Below are 20,246 nucleotides of genomic sequence, written 5' to 3' on the forward strand. Positions count from 1 at the left end.
GTTCAATCCCCTTGAAGCAATCCGTAATAAATATCCTCATATTGCTCCACAATCTGATCGGTTTTAAAATTTTCCCTTGCCGCTGTCATAGCCTGCTCTGAAAACCTGCTGTGCAAATCCTGGCTGCTAAGTAAGGCGACTGCTTTTTCTGCTGCCTTTTCAATGTCCCCAACCTCAACAATGAATCCATTCTCCCCATCGGAAATAACCTCCGGAATTCCCCCGATGTTCGTTCCGATACATGGAACCCCGCACGCCATCGCTTCTAAAAGAACCAATCCAAAGCTTTCTTTCTCAGACATAAGCAGTTTAATATCGCTGATTGAGTAAAGCTCATCCAAATTCTCCTGTTTTCCTAAAAACAGAACCTTTTCCCTCAAGCCCATTGAGTGGACCAGTTCACAGACACTTGACATTTCCGGTCCGTCTCCTACAAGCAGCAGCTTCGAAGAAACTTGATCTGCAATGAGGGCAAAGGTTTTAACTATATCTTTCACACGTTTAACCTGTCTGAAATTCGATACATGGATGATGACACGCTCATGATCTTTTATTTTGTAATCACCCTTTAAATGAGCAGCATCTTTTTTGTAATAAACCCTGTCATCAATAAAATTGTAAACGGTTTCGATATGCTGCTTGGGAGCAATCAGGTCATATGTTTGCTGGACGAGTGCGTTTGAAACAGCTGTTACCCGGTCAGATGCTTCAATCCCGAAACGGATCAGCTGGGCCATGGACGGGTCCGACCCAAGTACGGTAATGTCCGTGCCATGAAGAGTGGTTACAATTTTCAGATGATCGCCTGTCATCTGCTTTGCCAAAAAAGCACATATCGCGTGAGGGATTGCATAATGAACATGCAGGATATCCAGCTTTTCCCTTTCGGCAACCTCTGCCATTTTGCTTGAAAGAGCAAGATCATATGGAGGATTTTTAAAAACAGAATACTGATTGACTTCTACTCCGTGAAAGTAAATGTTGCTGTACACTTTATTCAATCTAAATGGAATGCTTGACGTTATGAAGTGTATCTCATGGCCTTTTTCAGCCAAAAGCTTCCCTAGTTCTGTTGCCACAACTCCTGAACCCCCGACAGATGGGTAACAGGTAATGCCGATTTTAAGTTTATTTTTCATTTATGTTCACCTGGCAATTCATTCAATTCGATTGGTTTCGGACTTTTAAAACCTTCCGCAAAGGCCAGTCCTGCAGCCTTTCCTGCAAGCTGCTCTCTTGTAAATGCGAGATCTATGTATGCATGATTCATGCAGCTGTGATAGGCTCTTAAACTTTCTTCTTTTCTGCTGATTGTGCCTGAAATATCGAGAATCATATCCGGTTTTTGGAAAGGAGCGGTAATATATTGATAAACATGGTGTACAGAATGAGCAGGCAAGCGGAAGCTGTCTTCGTATTTATGAATTCCCGCTGAATAAACTGCTTCTTTTACAAGGTTTGCGCAGCTTTCAAAATCTGGATGATCCGGATTATCCGCAGGGCAATATACTACCTCCGGCCTGTATTTTCTAATAACGGAAATGAGCCGGTCCAGGTAGGAGGCGGCAACAAACAATCCGCGGTCAGGGAGATCCAGAAAGATCCTCTTATTCACCCCGAGCACCTCGGATGCAGCAGTCGCTTCTTTCTTCCGTACCGCCACAGTTCCTTCTGAGGAAAGCTCTGCTTCCGTTAAATCACAAATACCGGTTCTTATCTGTTTGTCAGCATATCTCGCAAGCGTTCCGCCCATCCCGTACTCAACATCTCCAGGATGAGCGCCAAATGCCAGAATATCTAATTTCTCAAGACTCATCTAACTCTCCTTCTCGCTGATGAATAACCTTTCTCCACGTCAGGTCTCCCCTATTCAGACCGTGAATTAAAATTTCTGCCGTTCCCATGTTGGTTGCGAGCGGGATGGCGTAAACGTCGCATAACCGGATAAGAGCGGAAACGTCCGGTTCATGCGGCTGTGCAGTTAAGGGATCCCGGAAGAAGATGACAATATCCATTTCATTTCTTGCAATCATCGCTCCGATTTCCTGATCCCCTCCCAGCGGGCCGGACTGGCATCTTGTAATGGATAAACCAGTCGCTTCCATGATGCGCAAGCCAGTCGTTCCGGTAGCAAACAGCTCATGTTCTTCTAAAATACTTTTATAGGCGGTAGAAAATTGAACCATATCATTCTTCTTTTTATCATGGGCAATCAGTGCAAGTTTCATCAGCTATCCCTCACTATTCAATGATATTTTCAAGACCGTAAACGAGTGTATCGAGCTTCATTACTTGTTCGCATGAGAGTTTGACGCCTGACATGAAAGATTTCCGGTCATATGAGTCATGCCTGATCTTCAATGTCTGGCCTTCCCCCCCAAATAAAACCTCTTGATGGGCAACAAGTCCGGGAAGCCGGACACTATGTATTCTGATCCCGTTATATGAAGCACCTCTCGCGCCAGCAAGTGTCTCTTTTTCGTTCGGATGGCCCTGCTTTTTCTCTTCCCTTACCGCAGAAATCATCTCAGCTGTCTTGACTCCGGTACCGGATGGAGCATCGAGCTTCTGGTCATGATGCTGTTCGATGATTTCGATATCCGGGAAGTATTTAGCTGCCATTTGGGAAAATTTCATCATCAGCACTGCCCCTACGGCGAAATTCGGCGCAATAATGACACCAAGGCCTTTTGCTTCCGACAGTTCCTGCAATTCCTTTAAGTTATCCTCAGTAAATCCGGTTGTCCCCACTACAGGTCTGACACCCATTTCAAGGGCTGTTTTAGCATGAAGCATTCCGGTTTCCGGTGTTGTAAGATCAATCAGTACATCCGCTTTAGTTTCAAACAAACATTCTTTTAAATCGGTATAAATGGGAGCACTGCTTGAAAACCCTTCTCCAATTTCGTTCAGTTTTTCACCGCCGTTTTTACGGTCCAATACTCCCGCCAATTCAAAATGAGAAGTTTCTTCTGCTAAAATAACGGCTTCTCTTCCCATTCTTCCACGGGGTCCTGCTACAACCACTTTAATTGAATCCATTTTTTAAAGCTCCTCTTTCTTTGTCCAGCGGTCACGGTCGCGGACAGCAAATTTTTTCATAACTAAATCGTGTGCTTCGGCCAAATCGATTTGAAGGGAATTCGCCATGCACACCAGCACAAACAGTACATCTCCAAGCTCTTCTTCAATTGCTTTATCTGCCTCTGTTGATTTTTTCGGCTTTTCTCCAAATCTGTGGTTGATTTCACGGGCAAGCTCCCCAAGCTCCTCCGTAAGCCTTGCAGTCATTGCGAGCGGACTGAAGTAGCCTTCTTTGAATTGGCCGATGTAGGTATCCACTTCCTTTTGTATGTCTTTCATTGTTTTTTCTTTCATGAGGACTCCCGCTTTCTTTATGTATTTATCTTCTTCCAATTATATCATCTTGAAATCAAATTCTGCCTGATTTGCCGTTTTGCCGCTGGTGAACTATAATATTATCGCCATCATAAGCGATTTTGGGAGCTGATATAATTTGAACGGATTGAACATTCGCAACATCCTTTTCATCCTGCTCGGATCTGCCATTTTTGCCTTTGGGCTAGTTCATTTTAACATGCAGAATGAATTGGCTGAAGGAGGATTTACAGGAATTACACTTCTTCTATACTTCATTTTTACGATTGATCCATCTATATCTAATTTAGTATTGAATATTCCTCTATTTTTCATAGGATGGAAACTGCTGGGAAGGGTTTCTTTTATTTATACAATGATCGGAACCGTGAGCTTATCCTTATTCCTCTGGATTTTTCAAAGGTATCAGTTTAATCTCCACCTTTCTGATGACCTTTTGCTTGTATCCCTGTTTGCCGGCGTATTTATCGGGGTCGGTCTGGGTATTATTTTCCGCTACGGCGGTACAACCGGCGGAGTCGATATCATTGCTCGCCTTGTTCAGAAATATAAAGGAATAAGCATGGGTAAAACGATGTTCCTTTTTGACGTATGCGTAATCGGAGTATCTCTTTTGACGTATCTGGATTTAAAAAGAGCCATGTATACGCTTGTTGCCGTCTTCGTAGGCGCCCGGGTCATCGACTTTATGCAGGACGGAGCATATGGTGCTAAAGGCGCGACCATCATTTCATCTAAAAATCAGCAAATTTCCAAAAGAATATTAGAAGAAATGGATCGAGGGGTCACCATTCTTAAAGGGCAGGGTTCTTACTCAGGGAATGCTATGGATGTATTATACTGTGTTGTGGACAAGAATGAAATTGCCCGGCTCAAGCTGGTTATCACTTCTGTCGATCCGCATGCCTTTGTAGCTGTAACGGATGTTCATGACGTACTCGGAGAAGGCTTTACACTCGATAGCGAAAAAAATCCGATCCAAAAGTAATCGTGTACGCAAGAAATCATGGATTGGCCCTGGAGCCATGAATGAAGGAAAAAGGAAAGCAAGCCGGGATCGGCTGCTTTCCTTTTTTGTTTATCTATCGCGCTCTCTTTCCACCTGCTTTTCCTTTTCCCCACGAAATTTTCTCCACCCTGCATACGTAAGAGTCAGAATGATCATTCCTCCAGTCGTAATAATCACCCAGATTAGGGAAGGATCGGCCTCGTCATCCTTAACTCGGTCGAACAGATTTTTAAATTCCGCTTCCATTGATGTAAGCTGACTAATCCTCTCTTCTTCCGTCCCGTTTTCCATTAACCCCTCTCCAACTGTTGATATCAGTGCCTCAACCTTTCTTACTTGCTTGGGAGGGACATCCACGGATACAGAAGGATAGATCGTTTCATATAAAGTAAGAAATTCATTCCAATCCTGTTCAAACGATGTCGATTCTCCAATTTCGGCATCCTTTTTTAAATGATTGAACGAGGTCATCATGCTCGTTTCCATTGAACTCCAGAGCGGCTCATTTTCTGTAAATGCCGCATCCACAACCATATGGAATTGGGTAACAGCCCTCATTTTAGATTCAGGATCTGCCTGCTGATCCTCAAGCTTTTCCAGTGCATTCCCATGAACGGCAGAAATCGTTCTTACTGTTTGTCCAGATACAGCCTGCCTTGCCTCCGGACTTTTTTCAAACTGTTTGGCAAAATATTTCAGCACTTGCAAAGATTCATCGGTCCTTCCCTGCTTAGCCAGCTGGAAGGCGCTGTAAGATGTCTCGGATAAGCTGTTCCATCTATCAGTCTCTTCGCCTTTTGCCTCAGTGCTTGAGAAAAGGAGAAGCAGGATCGTCAAGCATACTACCCATCTTTTCATGTTTGTCCCCCCCAAATCATCTAGTAAAAAATATGTAAGGAGGGACAAGATTAGACCACTGGGAATAACCTTTAATGGATATTAAGCTTCCATCTTTTTTCTTTTATCACATACCAGTAGGCAATCCCAAGTGAAAGGATGCTAAGCCAGAATGTAAAATAACCAATCGTTGGCAAATAATCCATCAGCGAGTAATAGATCGGCATTTGTCCGAACACATAATCAATTACATCATTGTGCAATGTCCAAACAGCCGCTATGATTAGGTGCCTAAGCTTAAATCGGTAAAACGGAATGTAAAGCAGTCCCTGAATCGCCATCGCCATATGCGAAGCCATCAGCATGTAGCCGGCTGGTTCCAGTTCTCCCGTCGTAATCAGTAAAAGCAAATTCATCACGGTTGCCCATATTCCATATTTAAAAAGGGTAACAACCGCCAGCGCCTCCATTAAAGGGGACCTTTTTCCGAAAAGATAATACAGGATAACAATTGTAAAGAAAAGACTTGCAGTCGGACTATCCGGAACAAAAATCAGGAACTGCGGAGCCGTTATCACAAGCTGACCTGTATACCAATAATACCCATACAGCGTACCAAGCAGGTTGACAGCAAACAATAAAAATAAAAAAGGCTTTCCGGCTAATACATAAAATATCGTCTTCATCTGAACAGCTCTCATTTCTATTAAATTTCACCTTTCTCATCATATAAAAAAGCTGACAGATTGTCAGCTTTTTACTTGGATGAAACTTTTGAAACGAATTCGGAAAGAACCTTTAGTTCCTCATCCGTTCCTTTAAATACGCCGGCAGGCATTGCGCCGCGGCCCTCTTTAGCTATTTTGGCAATGTCCTCAGGCTTTAATCCGTTATCAACAAGAGATGGACCAGCTGCTCCGCCCTGAAGGTTATCACCATGGCAGGAAACACAAGTCTGCTCCTGGAATACCTTGTATCCTTCTGAGTTCGTATCGATTTTGGCTTCAGCCTGAATTTTTCCCTGCTGCGCTACCTTTTCCCAGTTGGTCGTCGAAACCGACTGCCAGGTCAGGAAAATAATCGCAGCGGTTGCAAGTAGCATCATTCCTACAGTTACAGGTCTCTTTGCAGGCCGGCGCTCAGGACCGGGATCAAGAAACGGAGCAAGAATCAATGCACCAGCCGCAATTCCCGGCATGATCATTGCACCTAGAACCGTATATGGACCGGATGCGTACGTATACTTCAAGAGCTGGTAGAGAAATAGGAAATACCAGTCAGGAAGCGGGATGTATCCTGTATCAGTCGGATCCGCCACCCGTTCCAGCGGTGAGGGATGAGCAACTGTCAAACATAGAAATCCAATTAAAAAGACCGATCCAACCAGCCATTCCTTCAAAAGGAAATTCGGCCAAAATGCTTCAGTTTTCCCAGGAAACTCCGAGTAATCTTTCGGAATGTTCGGTTTTCTTACGGCAGGAACACGAGAATCCCCGACGAACTTCATGCCTTTTCCGCGATGCATGAATCCCCCTCCTTTTTAGATGGTTCTGCAGTAGATACTGCTTTTTTACAGCGGTCCGGATATTCCCTGCTTTCTGATCATCAGAAAATGGGCAGCCATCAGACCGAATAATGCGGCCGGAAGGAAGAATACATGAATCGCAAAGAATCTTGTCAGCGTCTGCGCGCCGACAATTTCAGGATGGCCGGAGAGAAGCACCTTCACTTGAGTACCGATAAATGGTGTGGCCTCTGCTATCTGAAGGCCTACTTTCGTCGCGAAAAGCGCTTTCATATCCCATGGCAGCAAATAACCTGTAAATCCAAGACCGAGCATAACAAAAAAAATCAGAACACCCACAATCCAGTTCAATTCGCGAGGCTTCTTATAGGCTCCCTGGAAAAACACCCGAAGTGTATGGAGAAACATCATGACAATGACGAGACTCGCGCCCCAATGGTGCATCCCTCTTACGATTTGTCCGAATGCGACCTCATTCTGCAAATAATAGACAGATTCCCAGGCATTTTTAATATCCGGAACATAATACATTGTCAGGAACATTCCGGATAATACCTGAATGACCGTTACGAAAAAGGTTAATCCTCCAAAGCAATAAACAAACGCAGAAAAATGATGGGCAGGGTTGACGTGTTCAGGCACTTCATGGTCGGCTATATCCCGCCATAAAGGAGTAATATCCAGACGCTCATCCACCCAGTCGTAAATTTTATTCAGCATCTGCTACGCTCCTCTCTTCTTGGCTTTACCGAGAAACAAGTAGCCGTCTTTGACCTGCTGTTCAAATACGTCCAAAGGAGCCAGCGGAGGTGTACCTGGAACGTTTTTTCCATCTTTCTCATAACGTCCGTAATGACATGGGCAGAAGAACTGGTTTTTGTTCTCTGGATCCCCATTCCAACTGACGGTACAGCCTAAGTGTTTACATACTGGCGATAAAGCGATGATATCTCCCTTATCGTCCTTGTAGACCCAGGCAGAACGCGGTTCATCGGATTTGTGCCAAGCATCGACCTGCTTGATTTTGAAATTAAATCGTTTTGGTTCTGCTGTAATTTCATCCACTTTTACCACTTGAACTAAATCCTGGCCTGCAACGGGCCGCAGAACAGGGTCAAGGGCAAAGCGAACCATCGGCATAATCATTCCTGCGGCCATGAATCCGCCTACACCTGTGAGCGTATAGTTAAGGAACTGCCTTCTTGATACCCCATGTTTTCTCTCGCTCATTTTTTTCCCCCTTCTATCCCCTATAGATGAAGTCTGGATGCAAGGTTATAAAAATTTATAGTACTAGGACATTCTAATGATATATCAATCTCTCAAACGGGTCAATATCATCCTTTTATGGAAAAAAGTATAATGATAGTGTTTTCATTTACAATTCCAAAATTGTAATAAAATGTTCATAATTTGCTGCAAATGACTTTCCAGCAGCTGGCCGGTCACTTCACGATCCAGATTTTGGAGCGGAATCGACGGAATCCAGATTACATTTTTTTGAAGATCGCCGCCTGCTGTCTTCCATATTGAATCTGTCGTTAAAAAGACAATGTGCTTAAAATCAGCTTCCGCATCTTTTTTCCACTCCATCAGTCTTATTAATGCATGTTCTTCCTGTGGAAGGTAGGTAAATGGAGGACTTAGCATGATTCTGCCTCTAAGCTGCCTTTCCAGCTCTTCAGACAGCAGCATGGCAAATTCGCCCGCCTGAATATTTTCCAGCATAGAAGGAGCAAGTCCCGCAGGAATCAGTGGAACAACCAGGGTGTCTATGTATTGCTTTTCTTTTTCTAATGCCAGCGCATCATTGGCAGCCCATTTCAAGATGTACACCCCCTTTTAGAAATATTTAGAAGAAAGAAGACAATGGAGACATGCTCCATTGTCTATATATTACACGATTTTTGACAATATTTTTAGAAAATTTTAATTACTTCCATTTCGTTAAAATTACTGTACCTCCTTCAGACCTAGGCGGGATTTTAACTGTTACTTTTCCATCCGGCATTTTTTTATAATCTTTATTGGAGTACAAGTCTTTTACAGACGGAAAGTTTTTATCGGCCATATTCAGGGTGACCTCTTTTATCTGATTGGTCGTATTGATTCCTACCAGGAGCTCCTGCCCCTCATATTTTCTTGAAAATACGAGATAGCCGTCTTTATTGCTGCCGGATACTTTTTCCCTGCTTCCTTTTGCAAAGACTTTAGAATAATGCTTTCTCGTTTGAAGAAGCTTGGCGTAATGGACAGTTAAATCATTCCCGCTAATTTTATTCCATGCCATGTCATAGCGGTTTTCATTGAATTCGCCCTTATCAAAATCCCCGCCGTGTTTACCCGATAGTCCAATTTCTTCTCCATAATAGATGACGGGCTGTCCTTTTGCCGTTATTTGAAGAGATGCCGCAATTTTTTGCTTTGAAATGTCCCCTTTTGCATGGGTGATCAGGAAGCCATCTTCATCATGGCTGCTTAAAAATTGCCCAAGTACCGCTGTGTTATTAATCATCCTGTCGCGTTTTTCAAGATTTGCTTCCGTTTCATCAATCTTTCCTTGTATAAACGAAGCCGCTTCTGATTTGAAACCAAAGTCAAGAAGGGAATCCATTTGTCCGCTGTTCAGATACCCGCCAGTATTATCTGCACTTGCTCCAAAGTTCTCTCCAATCAGCTTGAAATCAGGTTTGATTTTTGTCAGCTCATTCTTGAAAGCACTCCAGGTCGTCTGATCTACGTGCTTAACCGTATCCACGCGGAAGTAATCAATCGTGTCTCCCCGTTTCGTTTTCGCTCTTTCCAGCCAGTCTGTCTGCCACTTGATCACTTGATTTCTCACAGCTGCGTCTTCCGTTTTAAAATCCGGGAGTCCCGCCAGTTCGCCTTTAATGACATCTGTTCCTCCATCCCGGAACATATCTTTAAAGCGAAGGGAATCTTCAATCGTTGGGTAATTGCGGATATTTTTACCGCCGCCATCCTTCAATCCATAGCCGCCATGATTCAGCACCACATCCACCATAATTTTGATTCCTTTATCATGTGCTTTATCAATCAGCTTTTGGAAAGTCTTCACGTCTCCCAAGTGTTCATCAAGCTTAGTGAAATCCTTTGCCCAATATCCGTGGTATGCATATTGAGGGCCCTCTTTGCCCGAGCGGATATTCCAGTCCACATTGTCGACAATTGGTGTGATCCAGATTGTATTGATCCCCATATCCTCCAGGTAATCAAGCTTCTTTGTAATCCCGGCAAGATCACCTCCATGATAGGTTTCAGGATGTTTCCTATCATAGTTTTCTTTATTCGGATCATTGTTCGATGGGTCTCCATCATAGAAACGGTCTGTCAGCATAAAGTAAATCCTTGCTTCATCCCAGTCGAACTGATTTTTGCCTGAACCTGACACTTGAATCGGTTTCACTTCAAGCAGTGCCTGACCTTTATGGGTGTTTCCATATTGATCCTTTACAGTTACCGGCAATTTTTTTACACCTGCTGTGATACTGTCTTTGACAGAAACACTGATTTCGTTCAGAGCTGGGTCAATTGGGGTATTCTCAGAACCGCCTATTGCACGCAAATCAATGGTCATTCCCGTTACTTTAGCATCCTCTCCAGCCGCGGCAGCCACTGAAATCACTGCATTCTCTCTGGATGATATTTTTTTAGGGAATGCGGATGCTGTAACCTTTATTTTAGGCACGACGTACTTAATCATCGATTTACCGTTCTCATCGGTATTATAAGGGTCGCTCATTTCAGCTGTTTGACCATTCTTTGTCACAAGAAAGGTATATTCATAGTTTCCTTCTTTAAGGTCTTCTAGTGTGTAAGTGAAGTACTGGTTCTTTTCATCGTACACCATTACCGAAGGTTTGCCGTTTATTTTTACCTGTACACGTTCTATCTGATTTTGAGAACTTGTTTCATAGAGCTCCTGATCCCTGTAGATGAAGGTAAGTTTTCCATTTGCAAGAATAGGCCCTTTCACAGGAGGAACCGTTTCAAAGGCTCCGACGCCGCTCGTTACCGTAACTTTCGTAACAGATTGAGATAAATCCGCTTCAATGTAACGATCTTGTCCATAGGCGTCTTTCTCAGCCCAGTCTGTTCCCTTTCTTAATACAAAACCAATTTTTGTTGTATCCGGTCCGATTGGGAACTTTGCTACCGCTCCGTTTTCTGTAACCTTGGAGAAACGCTTTTCTCCGTCCTCAACACCTGTTTGCCATGTCCAAATGTTCCAGCCATCATATTGGTTATCTGCTCTCTTATACGTAAATTCTACGAATCTCTGAACATATTTCTTAACTTCTATTGGCTTTTGTGCTGAAACGGATCCGGTTTTAGCTGTAATTACTGCTTTCCCTGCACTTAGCCCGGTAACTTCTCCCGAGGAGGAAACAGAAGCTACCTTCGGATTGGAGGTCGTCCATTCAATTGGCGCTTTTTCTCCCATTACCTGACCAAATTGATTCTTAACCGTGCTTTGAAGCTGAATAGAATTTGATTCATACACTGAATCTTTTCCTTGCAGTTCGATTGATGCCGGCTGCAAGTCAGCTACCGTTACGGTAATGGACTTCTTAAGTGTGCCGCTTGATGCAGTAATTTCAGTTTTCCCTGTCTTTTTAGCTGTTAGTTTACCGCGTGAATCCGTCTGAACGATTGCTTCATCCGCGCTGGACCAGGTTAACGGCTGGTTAGTCATATACCCGCCAAACTGATCCTTTACTTGGGCCTGCAGCATACGTGATTCATTCATATCCATATACAAATTGCCTGTATTGATTGCAATCGAGGATGGAGTCAACGAATCTGTTCTTTCTTCATCATATAAAACCATCATGGAAAGCGGCTGAACATTGGCCTCTGTTCCATTTATTTGCACAATAACGCTTGTACCTGCCTGTTTATGGTTAACAACCGATTTCCAGCCTGAAGGAGCAGAAGGCAGCGCCACCTTTTTAGATTCTGTATTCGCATTGTAAATGACCACTATGTTTTTCCACTTATCACCGTTGGCATGGTTTTTCAGCTTGTAGGAAACCACATTATCCTGCTTTTGCAGAATTTCAACATTCGCTTCTACCTGCTGTTTCTCTGTCAGTTTGAATGCTGGATGATTATTCCTTAGTTTATATAATCCTTCATAATACGCATTAACCTGATCGAAATCCGACACATCATTCCAATTTATTTGATTGATGGCATCAGGGCTTTTGTAGCTGTTATGATCTCCATACTTCGTTCTGAGCATTTCGTCTCCTGCATGGATAAACGGGATGCCTTGAGAGGTAATGGCTATACCGTTCGCAAGCAGGGACCGCTTTACTGTCTCATTTGCAAGCTCATACTCTTTGCTGACTGCATGATGCGGGGCAGCAGCTGCTATTGCATCTTCCACCGTTTTATATTTAACCGCATCTTCACCTTGAAGCTTTCCATCTTTTATATTGATAAAGCCTTCTTTTTCTTCAAGGCCTTGTGTCTTAATAATTTTATCCCACAAATTCAAATTGTCATGAGCGGTGACATAGTTGATGGATTCAATCGGTGAATTCGTAAAGTCAGTGATGGAACCTCTTACTCCGGTAATGATTGCTTCTTCTCTGCCTTTTTCACCAGTAGCAAATCCTTTTGACGCGTCATCACTTCCGCCTTTGATCGCTCCGCGGATATTATCATTAAAGACCGCAAATCCCCGGTCCTTTTGGGCCCCTTTTGTCGTTTGGAGACTTTCAGCAAGCGGTGATCCCCCTGCCTGCCATGGTTCCCCGTAAACAAGCATCGTCGGATCCACTTGCTCTTTCAGCTCTTTAGTCAGCTGTTCCATTGTATTGACATCGATAAGACCCATCAAGTCAAAGCGGAAGCCGTCTACCCCGTATTCTTCCGCCCAATATTTAACGGAATCCTTAATATATTTTCTGACCATCGGTCTTTCTGATGCTACTTCATTCCCGGTTCCGCTTCCATTTGTGTAGGTTCCATTGTCGTTGGTTCTGTAAAAATATCCTGGTACAATTTTATTGAAAGGCCCATTTTCAATTTCAAATGTATGGTTGTATACGACATCCATAACAACTCTGATGCCTTTATTGTGCATAGCCTGGACCATTTCTTTGAACTCAAGGATCCTGGTTTTAGGATTGGATGGATCAGTTGAGTAAGAGCCCTCCGGTACATTAAAGTTTTGAGGATCATAGCCCCAGTTAAATTTCGGATCACTTGAACCAGGATCGTCTACCTTTAATTCATTCACTGTTTTAAAATCATAAGAAGGGAGCAAGTGTACGTAAGTTACACCTAATTTTGCAAGATGATCGATCCCTGTCGGATCTCCATTTCTGTTCTTCGTTCCGGTTTCTGTAAAAGCTTTGAATTTCCCTTTGTTTTTCATGCCTGAATCTTTGTTTATTGAAAAATCTCTGACATGCAATTCGTATAAAGATGCATCAGCAGGGGTTGTTACCTCCGGCTTGTCCATTGGCTTCCAATTGGAAGGATCTGTTTCATCAAGGCTTACGATAGCCGATCTCTGTCCATTGGCACTGACTGCCTTTGCATAAGGATCGACCGCATAGTTCACTTTGCCGTCTGAGAATTCGATTTTGTACATATAATATTTACCGTTTAAATCACTAGGTGCTTCGACAGACCATACTCCATTGTCTGCTCGATTCATTGCTATTTCTTTTCCATTGGAGTGCTGATTAACTGTTCCCTGATCTGTATATGTACCCTGGGTGTCGAACAGGGCAACACTGGCTTTTTTAGCTGTCGGTGCCCACACTTTAAAGTCTGTTTTTCCGAGAGTATATGACGCTCCCAAATCGTTTCCGCTGTGAAAGAATTTTTTATCATCCAACGCTTTTCTAACGGTTACTTTTCCCGTTCCAAAACGTGTGCTCTTAACTGCATACGCATTTCTAACATCAATTGAATTTGCATCAGCGATTAGGAGCATGACCTGATTGTCTTTCACTTTTTTTACTTGTGCTGCTATTTCCTTGCCATTTGTTTCATCAACCAGTTTAAACTGATTCAGGTCTTCATCTTTTAAGGAATGAGAGGAACTGACTATGATTCGATCAAGCGAATCCATTAATGCTGATGTCAGCCTTTCGCCAACATTTGTTTCTTCCTTGCTGAAGTATACAGCCGGATCTCCCTCAGCAATCCAAGCTTCGGCTGACTGCTGTCCTTCAGGAATTTGAATCGTCCGGGTCATTTCCTGCGAGGTCCAATTTCCAGGTCTTGCAATGACATTGATTTTGTTTGAGGATGCTTCAATCTTGGCTTGGGCAAAACCTTCCTTCACTTCGGTAAAGTCTACTTCTTTGCCATCTTTCCCGTCTTCCCAAACCCATAAGTCCCAATTCAAAGGCTTTCCATCATATCTGTAATAATTTATTGTGTAGCTGTAATTCTGCTGAGTCTGATCTGCCGCCTCCCCCAATGCAACCGTTTGCAATCTGGATTGAGCAAAAGCCCCAGGTGTGCTGATGAATGTACTTAGTACAAGCAGCACGGCTAATAATGATGATATGATTCCCTTGAATTTCCCTTTCATTTCCTTCCCCCTATGTTCGGACTATGAAACCGATTGCTTCTGCAAACGGTTTCATCCCTAATTTTCACACGTTAATAAGATAAAATCAATCGCGTGCAGAAAATTGAGAATATTTTACCATTTATAGAAATAGCAAGAAAAAAAGCCCTCAAAAATTGAGGACTTTCAGCTTATTTTAGTGCATTCAGCCTGCTCGTCAAATCCTTGAAAGCATGCTCGTCATGCCGGTCCAGCGCATCGTCAATCATTTGCAGGAGTTTATCCTTTTGGTAAGTTTGGATTGCGCTCTCAAGTACCCGTTCAGCAATGATGCGATCTTTCTCATTGCCGTTAAGGTGCTTGGGCATGAAAGGATTCCCTTCCATTACAGCCGCGTATTGAGGGGATTGATAGGCTGATCTGAAGTTAATTTGAATATAGAGCTCTTCCTCCCGATTCAGCCGAATATCATGAAACGATTTTTCAGCATCTGTCGTCATGACATTTTCTTTGTAGAAACGGAATGGAACTTCTTCCACACAATGAGTAGACATGATGATTCCGCGGGGACAATATTGGGCCTGTTCTACAAAATGGACTCTTTCCATCAGGGAATCATGGCTCATCAGGTAATTCAGAATCCATACACATTCTCTCCGTTTTAGCTGGTAATGGTTTAAAAACCATCTGATAAAATCCTTCTTCTCGTGGACAGAAACAGGGGTCATCATTATCGTTCCCTCCTCTGCAAGAACGTTTCTTTATACTAAAAATTTCAACACAGTGAAATCAAAATCCTGCCTGACTACTGTTTTAATTCGTCTTCCAAATGCATCAATAAGGCTTCAATTTCGACATTCGCAGGGTCAAGAGATAAAATCTTTCTGAATAATTCCATCGCTTTTTGGCGATTTCCCTCTTCCAATAGGAAACGGGCGTATTCTTCAAGGAAATCGGTCTGGTCTTTAAAAAATTTATATGCGCGATCATAATAGTCTAATGCCTGTGAAAAATTTTCGGTTTCATTGTAGCTTTTGCCAAGAAGCCAAAAATACTGCGGATCTTCTTCTTCAAATTTCATCACTTCTGTAAGCAAATCAATGATTGCCTGAAATTGCTCCTGATGAAGATAAATATTGGCCAGTGTCAGAACCGCTTCTGCGTGGCCTGGATCAATGGCCGCTGCTTCACGAAGCAATTGGACTGCCTTATCCGGCTGCTGATTTTTTAAAGAAATCTTCCCGGCGAATAAATAGAGGTCTTTATTAAACTCATCTTCTTTAATGCCTTCCAGAGCCGTTTCCTGGCTTTCCTGCAGCATCCCCTCTTCTTCATAAGCCCGTGCGAGCGGCAGATAAAGAGAAGAGAAGCCTGGATCCAGCTCTTTTAAATTCTCAAGCTGCTGAATTGCGGTTTTTGTCTGGCCTGCCCTCAGTGCAGCCAGCCCGTAGCCGAAGACAGAATGAGGATCTATCTTTTCATTGATTGTTTTTTCATAATAAGGCATTGCGGCCTCAAATTCACCTGATCCACTCAAAGCATCGGCTAATCTTTGGTTAATATTGACTCCTGCAAAAACTTCAGCTGAGAGTGCTGCTTTTTCATAATATGAAATCGAGGTTTTATCGTCTCCGCTATGATAATAAAATTCTCCTAGAGCAAAATCAATCAGGGGTTCATCAGGAAGAAGCTTCTTAGCTTCTTTCAGTTTACTTTCACTAACTTCCTGCAGTCCCTGCAGCTGATATAAATCGGCTTGGAGGAGCAAAGCCTGCGGATAGGCTGGATCATCCTTTGAAACTTGATCGAGAATGGAGATGGCTTCATCTTCCTGTTCCATATCAATGTAGGCTTCTGCCATCAAAAGGGAAATATCCGTTTCCTGAGGATATAAAAGATGAAGATCTGCCAGCAAATCCAAAGCTTTGTCCGGAAGGCCCCATTCATAATACTTGTCCGCAAGAAGAAACTTTTCTTCATCATGCAGGGTAGCCTGAAGCTTGGAAAGCTTATTCAATCCTTCCTCCGCTTCTCCTTGTTCTACCAGGTTAATTGCTTCTTCTAAAGAGATTGCCATGTGGCATGTTCCTTTCTATATAAGTGACAGGGTGCGGGCAAATGAGGACCGTATTGAAATGTGCCTTTCTTCTCCTCTGCCAGGATGAAAAAAAATACGATCCAGTGCCTTCACCACCCTGCCTCTGTGGATTGTTATGGTTGGAATATGACTATCATAATCGAGAAGCGGAATCGTTTCAACCGAATCGCTTAAGCAGGTTTTCCGATATAGATTATAATCCACGTCTCCATCAGGCCTGATCAGTCCCTTTTCAGGGTAGATACCGAGTTTCATCAAGTCGGCTGCAGGCAAGGGCTTCAAGGGGGCAAGTGCATGGGGCAGTACAGGAATGCCGATTTTCTTCATAAATTGATACCATTGCTTCTCTGCTTTAGGTTCCTCACTTTTCCAGACAGGAATTATCGTAATTGAATTTAAATATAGAGAATCCCGCAGCATTTGCCAATTAAACTGAGTAAATGGGAGATCAGAGCTGATTTCGGCAAACATGATGGCAATTCCTTGTTTCTTTAGCTCAAAAATTAAGGATGGGGTAAGAGCCTTTAACGGACAAGTGACGGCAAGATAATAGTCAGCAGATGAATTAACCAGGAGCTGCCGCCGCTTCTTCACTTTATCTTCTAGTTCACGCTTCCTTGAAACAGAAACAGCGGAAATAATAGCGGTGCATCCTTTTGCTGTGAGGCCAGTCATATGCTGCTTATAAGCTGAAAACGAGTGTCCTTCCTCCATTGTATCCAGGAAGATATATCCTGGAGTCATGATGTATTCCTCCAGATTCATTCGGGGATAAAGGCTGCGTTTTAAATCATCTCTGATCAGCCTGAACCGGTTCTTTTCTACACTGATTGAAACACGCCGCATCTTACCTTCATTCCATAATGTAACTTGATCGATAATATACGCCATCCGTTTCCTCCTGCAGCCCCTTTTAAGACAAGCTATGCGGAGAAAAGAAAAATTATGATCAGAACTAAAGGACAAGCCCTTTGAAGAATAAAGTACTGTTAAAGGTGCAGCGACCTGTCACTTCCTCGAACTGACCATCATCCTGCAGGCCCCGCAGGCTGATAAACTTATAACCTCAGATCTGGCTAGGCGCTGGATCTGGATGATAGTCCCCTCAGTTGAAGCTTATTTACAAGGACCTATTTTTTTAGCTCTGATAAACTTGGATGCTGATTGCTATTAGCAGGCGTTCGCTTCTCATTGCGCGGGCTGCTTGAGCCTCCTCGACGCTTTGCGCAGGCGGGGTCTCACCTGTCCCGCTGCTTCCAAGGGAGTCTCACGCCTTCCACTCCAATCAACACCATGCTTACTTTAAAACAATAACGAAAGCGGAAGCCAGTGCTCCCGCTTTTGTTATTGACTGACCCGTGCTAAATCATTAAAAAATCCTGGGTATGATACGTTAATCGCTTCAGCCTGTCCCAGTTCAACTGTTTTTTCAGTTAAACAAGCTGCAATAGAGAGCATCATTCCAATCCGGTGATCTCCATGACTGGAAACTTCAACTCCCCCGGTTAATGGTTTTTTTCCGTTGATGATCATCCCGTCTTCTGTCGCTTCAATATCTGCTCCAAGTTTTTTCAATTCATGAACCACTGTATCAATGCGATTGGTTTCTTTTACCTTTAATTCCTCCGCATCTTTAATGATCGTTTTTCCTTCTGCCTGAGTAGCTATTAAAGCGATGATTGGAATTTCATCGATTAATTTTGGAATCAGCTCACCGGATATAGTCGTTCCTTTTAAGTCAGATGTTTGAATTTCAAGATCTGCCATTGGCTCAAACGAAGCGGTTTCCACTTCGGTTACTTTGATTGCAGCACCCATCTGCTCAAGTACTTCCAATATTCCGGAACGGGTCGGATTGATGCCCACCCTTCTCAATATCAGTTTACTGTTTGGCACGATCGCTCCCGCAGCCAAAAAGAACGCAGCTGAAGAAATATCGCCAGGCACCTCAATTTGAGCACCTTTAAGCGCCTGTCCGCCTTTAATTGACACGGTTAAGCCATTTTCTTCGACTTCTGCACCAAATGATTTCAGCATTCGTTCCGTATGATCTCTTGATTTATGCGGCTCGGTTACACTCGTAAGTTCTCCTTCTGTACGGAGGCCGGCAAGAAGAATGGCGGATTTCACTTGGGCACTTGCTACATTGGATTTAAATGTTATGCCGCTTAAGCTGCCTCCTCTTATGGAGATTGGTGTAAAGTTTCCATGATCTCTTCCATCAATAGAGACGCCCATTTGCTTAAGAGGCTCTGTCACTCTTTTCATCGGACGTTTGGCGATAGATTCATCACCAATCAGACAGGAATGGAAGGGTGTACCGGCGAGCAGCCCAAGAATGAGGCGTGTAGTTGTGCCGGAGTTCCCGACATCGAGAATATCAGCTGGTTCCTGAAGACCTTCAAACCCTTTGCCATTTACTTCCACATTGGTCCCGTCAACGGTTATGTCCACCCCCATTTTTTTAAAACAGGAAATGGTACTTAAACAATCCGCTCCGTTTAAAAAATTCGTAATAACCGTTTTTCCTTCTGCAACTGAACCAAACATAACGGCCCTGTGTGAAATTGATTTATCGCCAGGGATATGAATTTCGCCCTGTAATCCTCTGCTCGAATGTAGTTTCATGTCATTTCCTCCTAGCCAAAAAACGTTCCGTAGCTTGTGTATTTTGCAATACAATTTTTTGCCCGTTCACGATCTGCTTCCCGTTGAAAGCTAATCCTCAGGACTCCGTTAATATCTTCTCTCGTTTCGATAATTCTAATATTGGTAATGCTTATTTTTTCCTTTGCAAGGTATCCCGTAATTTCTGAAATCACACCAGGATAATCAGGTACGTCTATATACAAATCATAGAAGGATGGAATCGCTCCCTGCTGTTTGACCGGCAGCCCGTCCCGAAATTCCTTTGCTTCATTAAAATATTGATAAATCGCACTGCTGTCTTCCCATTTAAGAAAATCGCGGACCCGCTCCATTTCCTGAAGCCAGTTTTCAAAAAGCTGCAGCATATGTTCTTTATTTTGAAGCAAAATATCACGCCACATTGCTGGACTGCTTGAAGCAATTCTCGTAATATCACGAAAGCCGCCGGCTGCAAGCCTTCTCGTAAGCGGATTTTCCTCTTCGTGCTGAACGGCCTGATGGACAAGCCCGGCAGCGATAATATGCGGGAAATGACTGATTACACCTGTTATCAGGTCGTGTTCCTTAGGATTCATGATGACAAAATTTGCTTTTGTTCCAGCAAATAGGGTTTTTAATTCTTCTATGTATGGAGCATGCTCTTCGCTTGAATCACAGAGCACATAAAATGCATTTTCAAAAAGGTGGGCTTTTGCCGCTGAAACACCAGACTTATGTGAACCAGCCATAGGATGCCCGCCTATAAAAATCATATCTTCAGTAAAAATTTTATTCGCATGAAGGGCAATCGTCTCTTTCGTGCTGCCTACATCCGTAATAATGACTCCTTTTTTCAAAGTCATCTTGCTCAATTGATCCATGATTAGCAATGTTTGCTGAACCGGTGCAGACAGAATGATGCAGTCTGCATGCTTTGCACCATCCTCAATTGAGAGAACAGCCTCGTCAATGACACCCAGCGTTACACCAAGCTGCGCTTGTTCAGGTTCAATATCATACCCCGCAATTCTGCAAGAGGGATGTTCTTTTTTTACCGCCATTGCTAAAGACCCGCCAATGAGGCCAAGTCCAATAAAAAACAGATTGTTTCTCATATCGGCACATCCTAACGTAAGGTGAGAAATCTGATGATGATCATTTTAGAAAGCTGCTTTCGCAAGTTTTGCTG

The 20,246-nt window shown here is 43.2% G+C and carries 18 protein-coding genes; 1 reads left to right on the forward strand and 17 read right to left on the reverse strand.

Features of this window, described 5'->3' with window-relative positions:
- Window positions 1–2: 2 nt before the first annotated feature.
- From bshA to AS29_RS00550, 5 genes are read right to left on the reverse strand one after another with little or no spacing between them, the layout of a single operon-like run.
- Complete coding sequence (gene bshA, locus AS29_RS00530; RefSeq protein ID WP_035408705.1) at window positions 3–1,139, reverse strand: N-acetyl-alpha-D-glucosaminyl L-malate synthase BshA; 1,137 nt, start codon at window positions 1,137–1,139, stop codon at window positions 3–5.
- Entirely contained in the window at window positions 1,136–1,816 is a 681-nt protein-coding gene (gene bshB1 / locus AS29_RS00535; RefSeq protein ID WP_035408703.1) for a bacillithiol biosynthesis deacetylase BshB1, read from the reverse strand. The genes bshA and bshB1 overlap by 4 nt, the downstream gene beginning before the upstream one ends.
- Window positions 1,806–2,228 (reverse strand): methylglyoxal synthase, encoded by a 423-nt coding sequence (gene mgsA / locus AS29_RS00540; protein ID WP_035408700.1) that lies wholly within the window; start codon window positions 2,226–2,228, stop codon window positions 1,806–1,808. Before mgsA ends, bshB1 begins: the two co-directional genes overlap by 11 nt.
- Window positions 2,229–2,241: 13 nt before the next feature.
- Window positions 2,242–3,042, reverse strand: coding sequence for a 4-hydroxy-tetrahydrodipicolinate reductase (gene dapB / locus AS29_RS00545; RefSeq protein ID WP_035408697.1), 801 nt, complete (start codon window positions 3,040–3,042; stop codon window positions 2,242–2,244).
- Between the two features lie 3 nt (window positions 3,043–3,045).
- Window positions 3,046–3,378: a nucleotide pyrophosphohydrolase gene (locus AS29_RS00550; RefSeq protein WP_035408820.1), complete on the reverse strand. Its 333-nt coding sequence runs from the start codon at window positions 3,376–3,378 to the stop codon at window positions 3,046–3,048.
- A gap of 139 nt (window positions 3,379–3,517) precedes the next feature.
- Here AS29_RS00550 and AS29_RS00555 point away from each other — a divergent pair, with 139 nt between their 5' ends.
- Window positions 3,518–4,387, forward strand: a complete 870-nt coding sequence (locus AS29_RS00555; RefSeq protein WP_035408696.1) for a YitT family protein — start codon at window positions 3,518–3,520, stop codon at window positions 4,385–4,387.
- Between the two features lie 90 nt (window positions 4,388–4,477).
- Here AS29_RS00555 and ypjB read toward each other — a convergent pair whose 3' ends face one another.
- The 12 genes from ypjB to AS29_RS00615 all read right to left on the reverse strand — a co-directional run bounded on the left by ypjB (window position 4,478) and on the right by AS29_RS00615 (window position 20,172).
- Window positions 4,478–5,266, reverse strand: coding sequence for a sporulation protein YpjB (ypjB, locus tag AS29_RS00560; RefSeq protein ID WP_035408694.1), 789 nt, complete (start codon window positions 5,264–5,266; stop codon window positions 4,478–4,480).
- A gap of 71 nt (window positions 5,267–5,337) precedes the next feature.
- A complete protein-coding gene (locus AS29_RS00565) occupies window positions 5,338–5,931 on the reverse strand; it encodes a DUF1405 domain-containing protein (RefSeq protein WP_035408817.1) in 594 nt (197 codons plus the stop codon).
- Window positions 5,932–6,002: 71 nt separating this feature from the next.
- On the reverse strand, window positions 6,003–6,770 hold the full coding sequence (locus AS29_RS00570; protein WP_035408691.1) for a menaquinol-cytochrome c reductase cytochrome b/c subunit: 768 nt from the start codon (window positions 6,768–6,770) through the stop codon (window positions 6,003–6,005).
- Window positions 6,771–6,815: 45 nt separating this feature from the next.
- Window positions 6,816–7,490 (reverse strand): menaquinol-cytochrome c reductase cytochrome b subunit, encoded by a 675-nt coding sequence (gene qcrB, locus AS29_RS00575; protein WP_035408687.1) that lies wholly within the window; start codon window positions 7,488–7,490, stop codon window positions 6,816–6,818.
- A 3-nt stretch (window positions 7,491–7,493) separates the two neighbouring features.
- Window positions 7,494–8,000: a ubiquinol-cytochrome c reductase iron-sulfur subunit gene (locus tag AS29_RS00580; protein WP_035408685.1), complete on the reverse strand. Its 507-nt coding sequence runs from the start codon at window positions 7,998–8,000 to the stop codon at window positions 7,494–7,496.
- Between the two features lie 144 nt (window positions 8,001–8,144).
- On the reverse strand, window positions 8,145–8,597 hold the full coding sequence (locus AS29_RS00585; RefSeq protein WP_035408683.1) for a DUF2487 family protein: 453 nt from the start codon (window positions 8,595–8,597) through the stop codon (window positions 8,145–8,147).
- Between the two features lie 106 nt (window positions 8,598–8,703).
- Window positions 8,704–14,352 carry a type I pullulanase gene (gene pulA / locus AS29_RS00590; protein ID WP_051860709.1) on the reverse strand — a complete coding sequence of 1,883 codons (5,649 nt, stop codon included), beginning with the start codon at window positions 14,350–14,352 and terminating at the stop codon, window positions 8,704–8,706.
- 170 nt (window positions 14,353–14,522) lie between these two features.
- Complete coding sequence (locus AS29_RS00595; RefSeq protein WP_035408680.1) at window positions 14,523–15,062, reverse strand: ReoY family proteolytic degradation factor; 540 nt, start codon at window positions 15,060–15,062, stop codon at window positions 14,523–14,525.
- 74 nt (window positions 15,063–15,136) lie between these two features.
- Complete coding sequence (locus AS29_RS00600; protein ID WP_035408679.1) at window positions 15,137–16,408, reverse strand: tetratricopeptide repeat protein; 1,272 nt, start codon at window positions 16,406–16,408, stop codon at window positions 15,137–15,139.
- Between the two features lie 15 nt (window positions 16,409–16,423).
- A complete protein-coding gene (locus AS29_RS00605; protein WP_035408677.1) occupies window positions 16,424–17,320 on the reverse strand; it encodes a hypothetical protein in 897 nt (298 codons plus the stop codon).
- Window positions 17,321–17,773: 453 nt separating this feature from the next.
- A complete protein-coding gene (aroA, locus tag AS29_RS00610; protein WP_035408674.1) occupies window positions 17,774–19,057 on the reverse strand; it encodes a 3-phosphoshikimate 1-carboxyvinyltransferase in 1,284 nt (427 codons plus the stop codon).
- A gap of 11 nt (window positions 19,058–19,068) precedes the next feature.
- A complete protein-coding gene (locus AS29_RS00615; RefSeq protein ID WP_035408672.1) occupies window positions 19,069–20,172 on the reverse strand; it encodes a prephenate dehydrogenase in 1,104 nt (367 codons plus the stop codon).
- Between the last annotated feature and the right edge of the window lie 74 nt (window positions 20,173–20,246).

The sequence above is a fragment of the Bacillus sp. SJS genome (genome assembly GCF_000732485.2).
GTDB classification, from domain to species: Bacteria; Bacillota; Bacilli; order Bacillales; family Bacillaceae; genus Metabacillus_B; species Metabacillus_B sediminis.

What these genes read in the sequence shown, in the direction of transcription:
- AS29_RS00615 (WP_035408672.1), bottom strand. Translation starts at nt 20,172, where the DNA reads ATGAGAAACAATCTGTTTTTTATTGGACTTGGCCTCATTGGCGGGTCT.
- aroA (WP_035408674.1), bottom strand. Translation starts at nt 19,057, where the DNA reads ATGAAACTACATTCGAGCAGAGGATTACAGGGCGAAATTCATATCCCT.
- ypjB (WP_035408694.1), bottom strand. Translation starts at nt 5,266, where the DNA reads ATGAAAAGATGGGTAGTATGCTTGACGATCCTGCTTCTCCTTTTCTCA.
- AS29_RS00570 (WP_035408691.1), bottom strand. Translation starts at nt 6,770, where the DNA reads ATGCATCGCGGAAAAGGCATGAAGTTCGTCGGGGATTCTCGTGTTCCT.
- AS29_RS00605 (WP_035408677.1), bottom strand. Translation starts at nt 17,320, where the DNA reads ATGGCGTATATTATCGATCAAGTTACATTATGGAATGAAGGTAAGATG.
- mgsA (WP_035408700.1), bottom strand. Translation starts at nt 2,228, where the DNA reads ATGAAACTTGCACTGATTGCCCATGATAAAAAGAAGAATGATATGGTT.
- AS29_RS00600 (WP_035408679.1), bottom strand. Translation starts at nt 16,408, where the DNA reads ATGGCAATCTCTTTAGAAGAAGCAATTAACCTGGTAGAACAAGGAGAA.
- AS29_RS00565 (WP_035408817.1), bottom strand. Translation starts at nt 5,931, where the DNA reads ATGAAGACGATATTTTATGTATTAGCCGGAAAGCCTTTTTTATTTTTA.
- qcrB (WP_035408687.1), bottom strand. Translation starts at nt 7,490, where the DNA reads ATGCTGAATAAAATTTACGACTGGGTGGATGAGCGTCTGGATATTACT.
- AS29_RS00580 (WP_035408685.1), bottom strand. Translation starts at nt 8,000, where the DNA reads ATGAGCGAGAGAAAACATGGGGTATCAAGAAGGCAGTTCCTTAACTAT.
- bshB1 (WP_035408703.1), bottom strand. Translation starts at nt 1,816, where the DNA reads ATGAGTCTTGAGAAATTAGATATTCTGGCATTTGGCGCTCATCCTGGA.
- dapB (WP_035408697.1), bottom strand. Translation starts at nt 3,042, where the DNA reads ATGGATTCAATTAAAGTGGTTGTAGCAGGACCCCGTGGAAGAATGGGA.
- pulA (WP_051860709.1), bottom strand. Translation starts at nt 14,352, where the DNA reads ATGAAAGGGAAATTCAAGGGAATCATATCATCATTATTAGCCGTGCTG.
- AS29_RS00595 (WP_035408680.1), bottom strand. Translation starts at nt 15,062, where the DNA reads ATGATGACCCCTGTTTCTGTCCACGAGAAGAAGGATTTTATCAGATGG.
- bshA (WP_035408705.1), bottom strand. Translation starts at nt 1,139, where the DNA reads ATGAAAAATAAACTTAAAATCGGCATTACCTGTTACCCATCTGTCGGG.
- AS29_RS00550 (WP_035408820.1), bottom strand. Translation starts at nt 3,378, where the DNA reads ATGAAAGAAAAAACAATGAAAGACATACAAAAGGAAGTGGATACCTAC.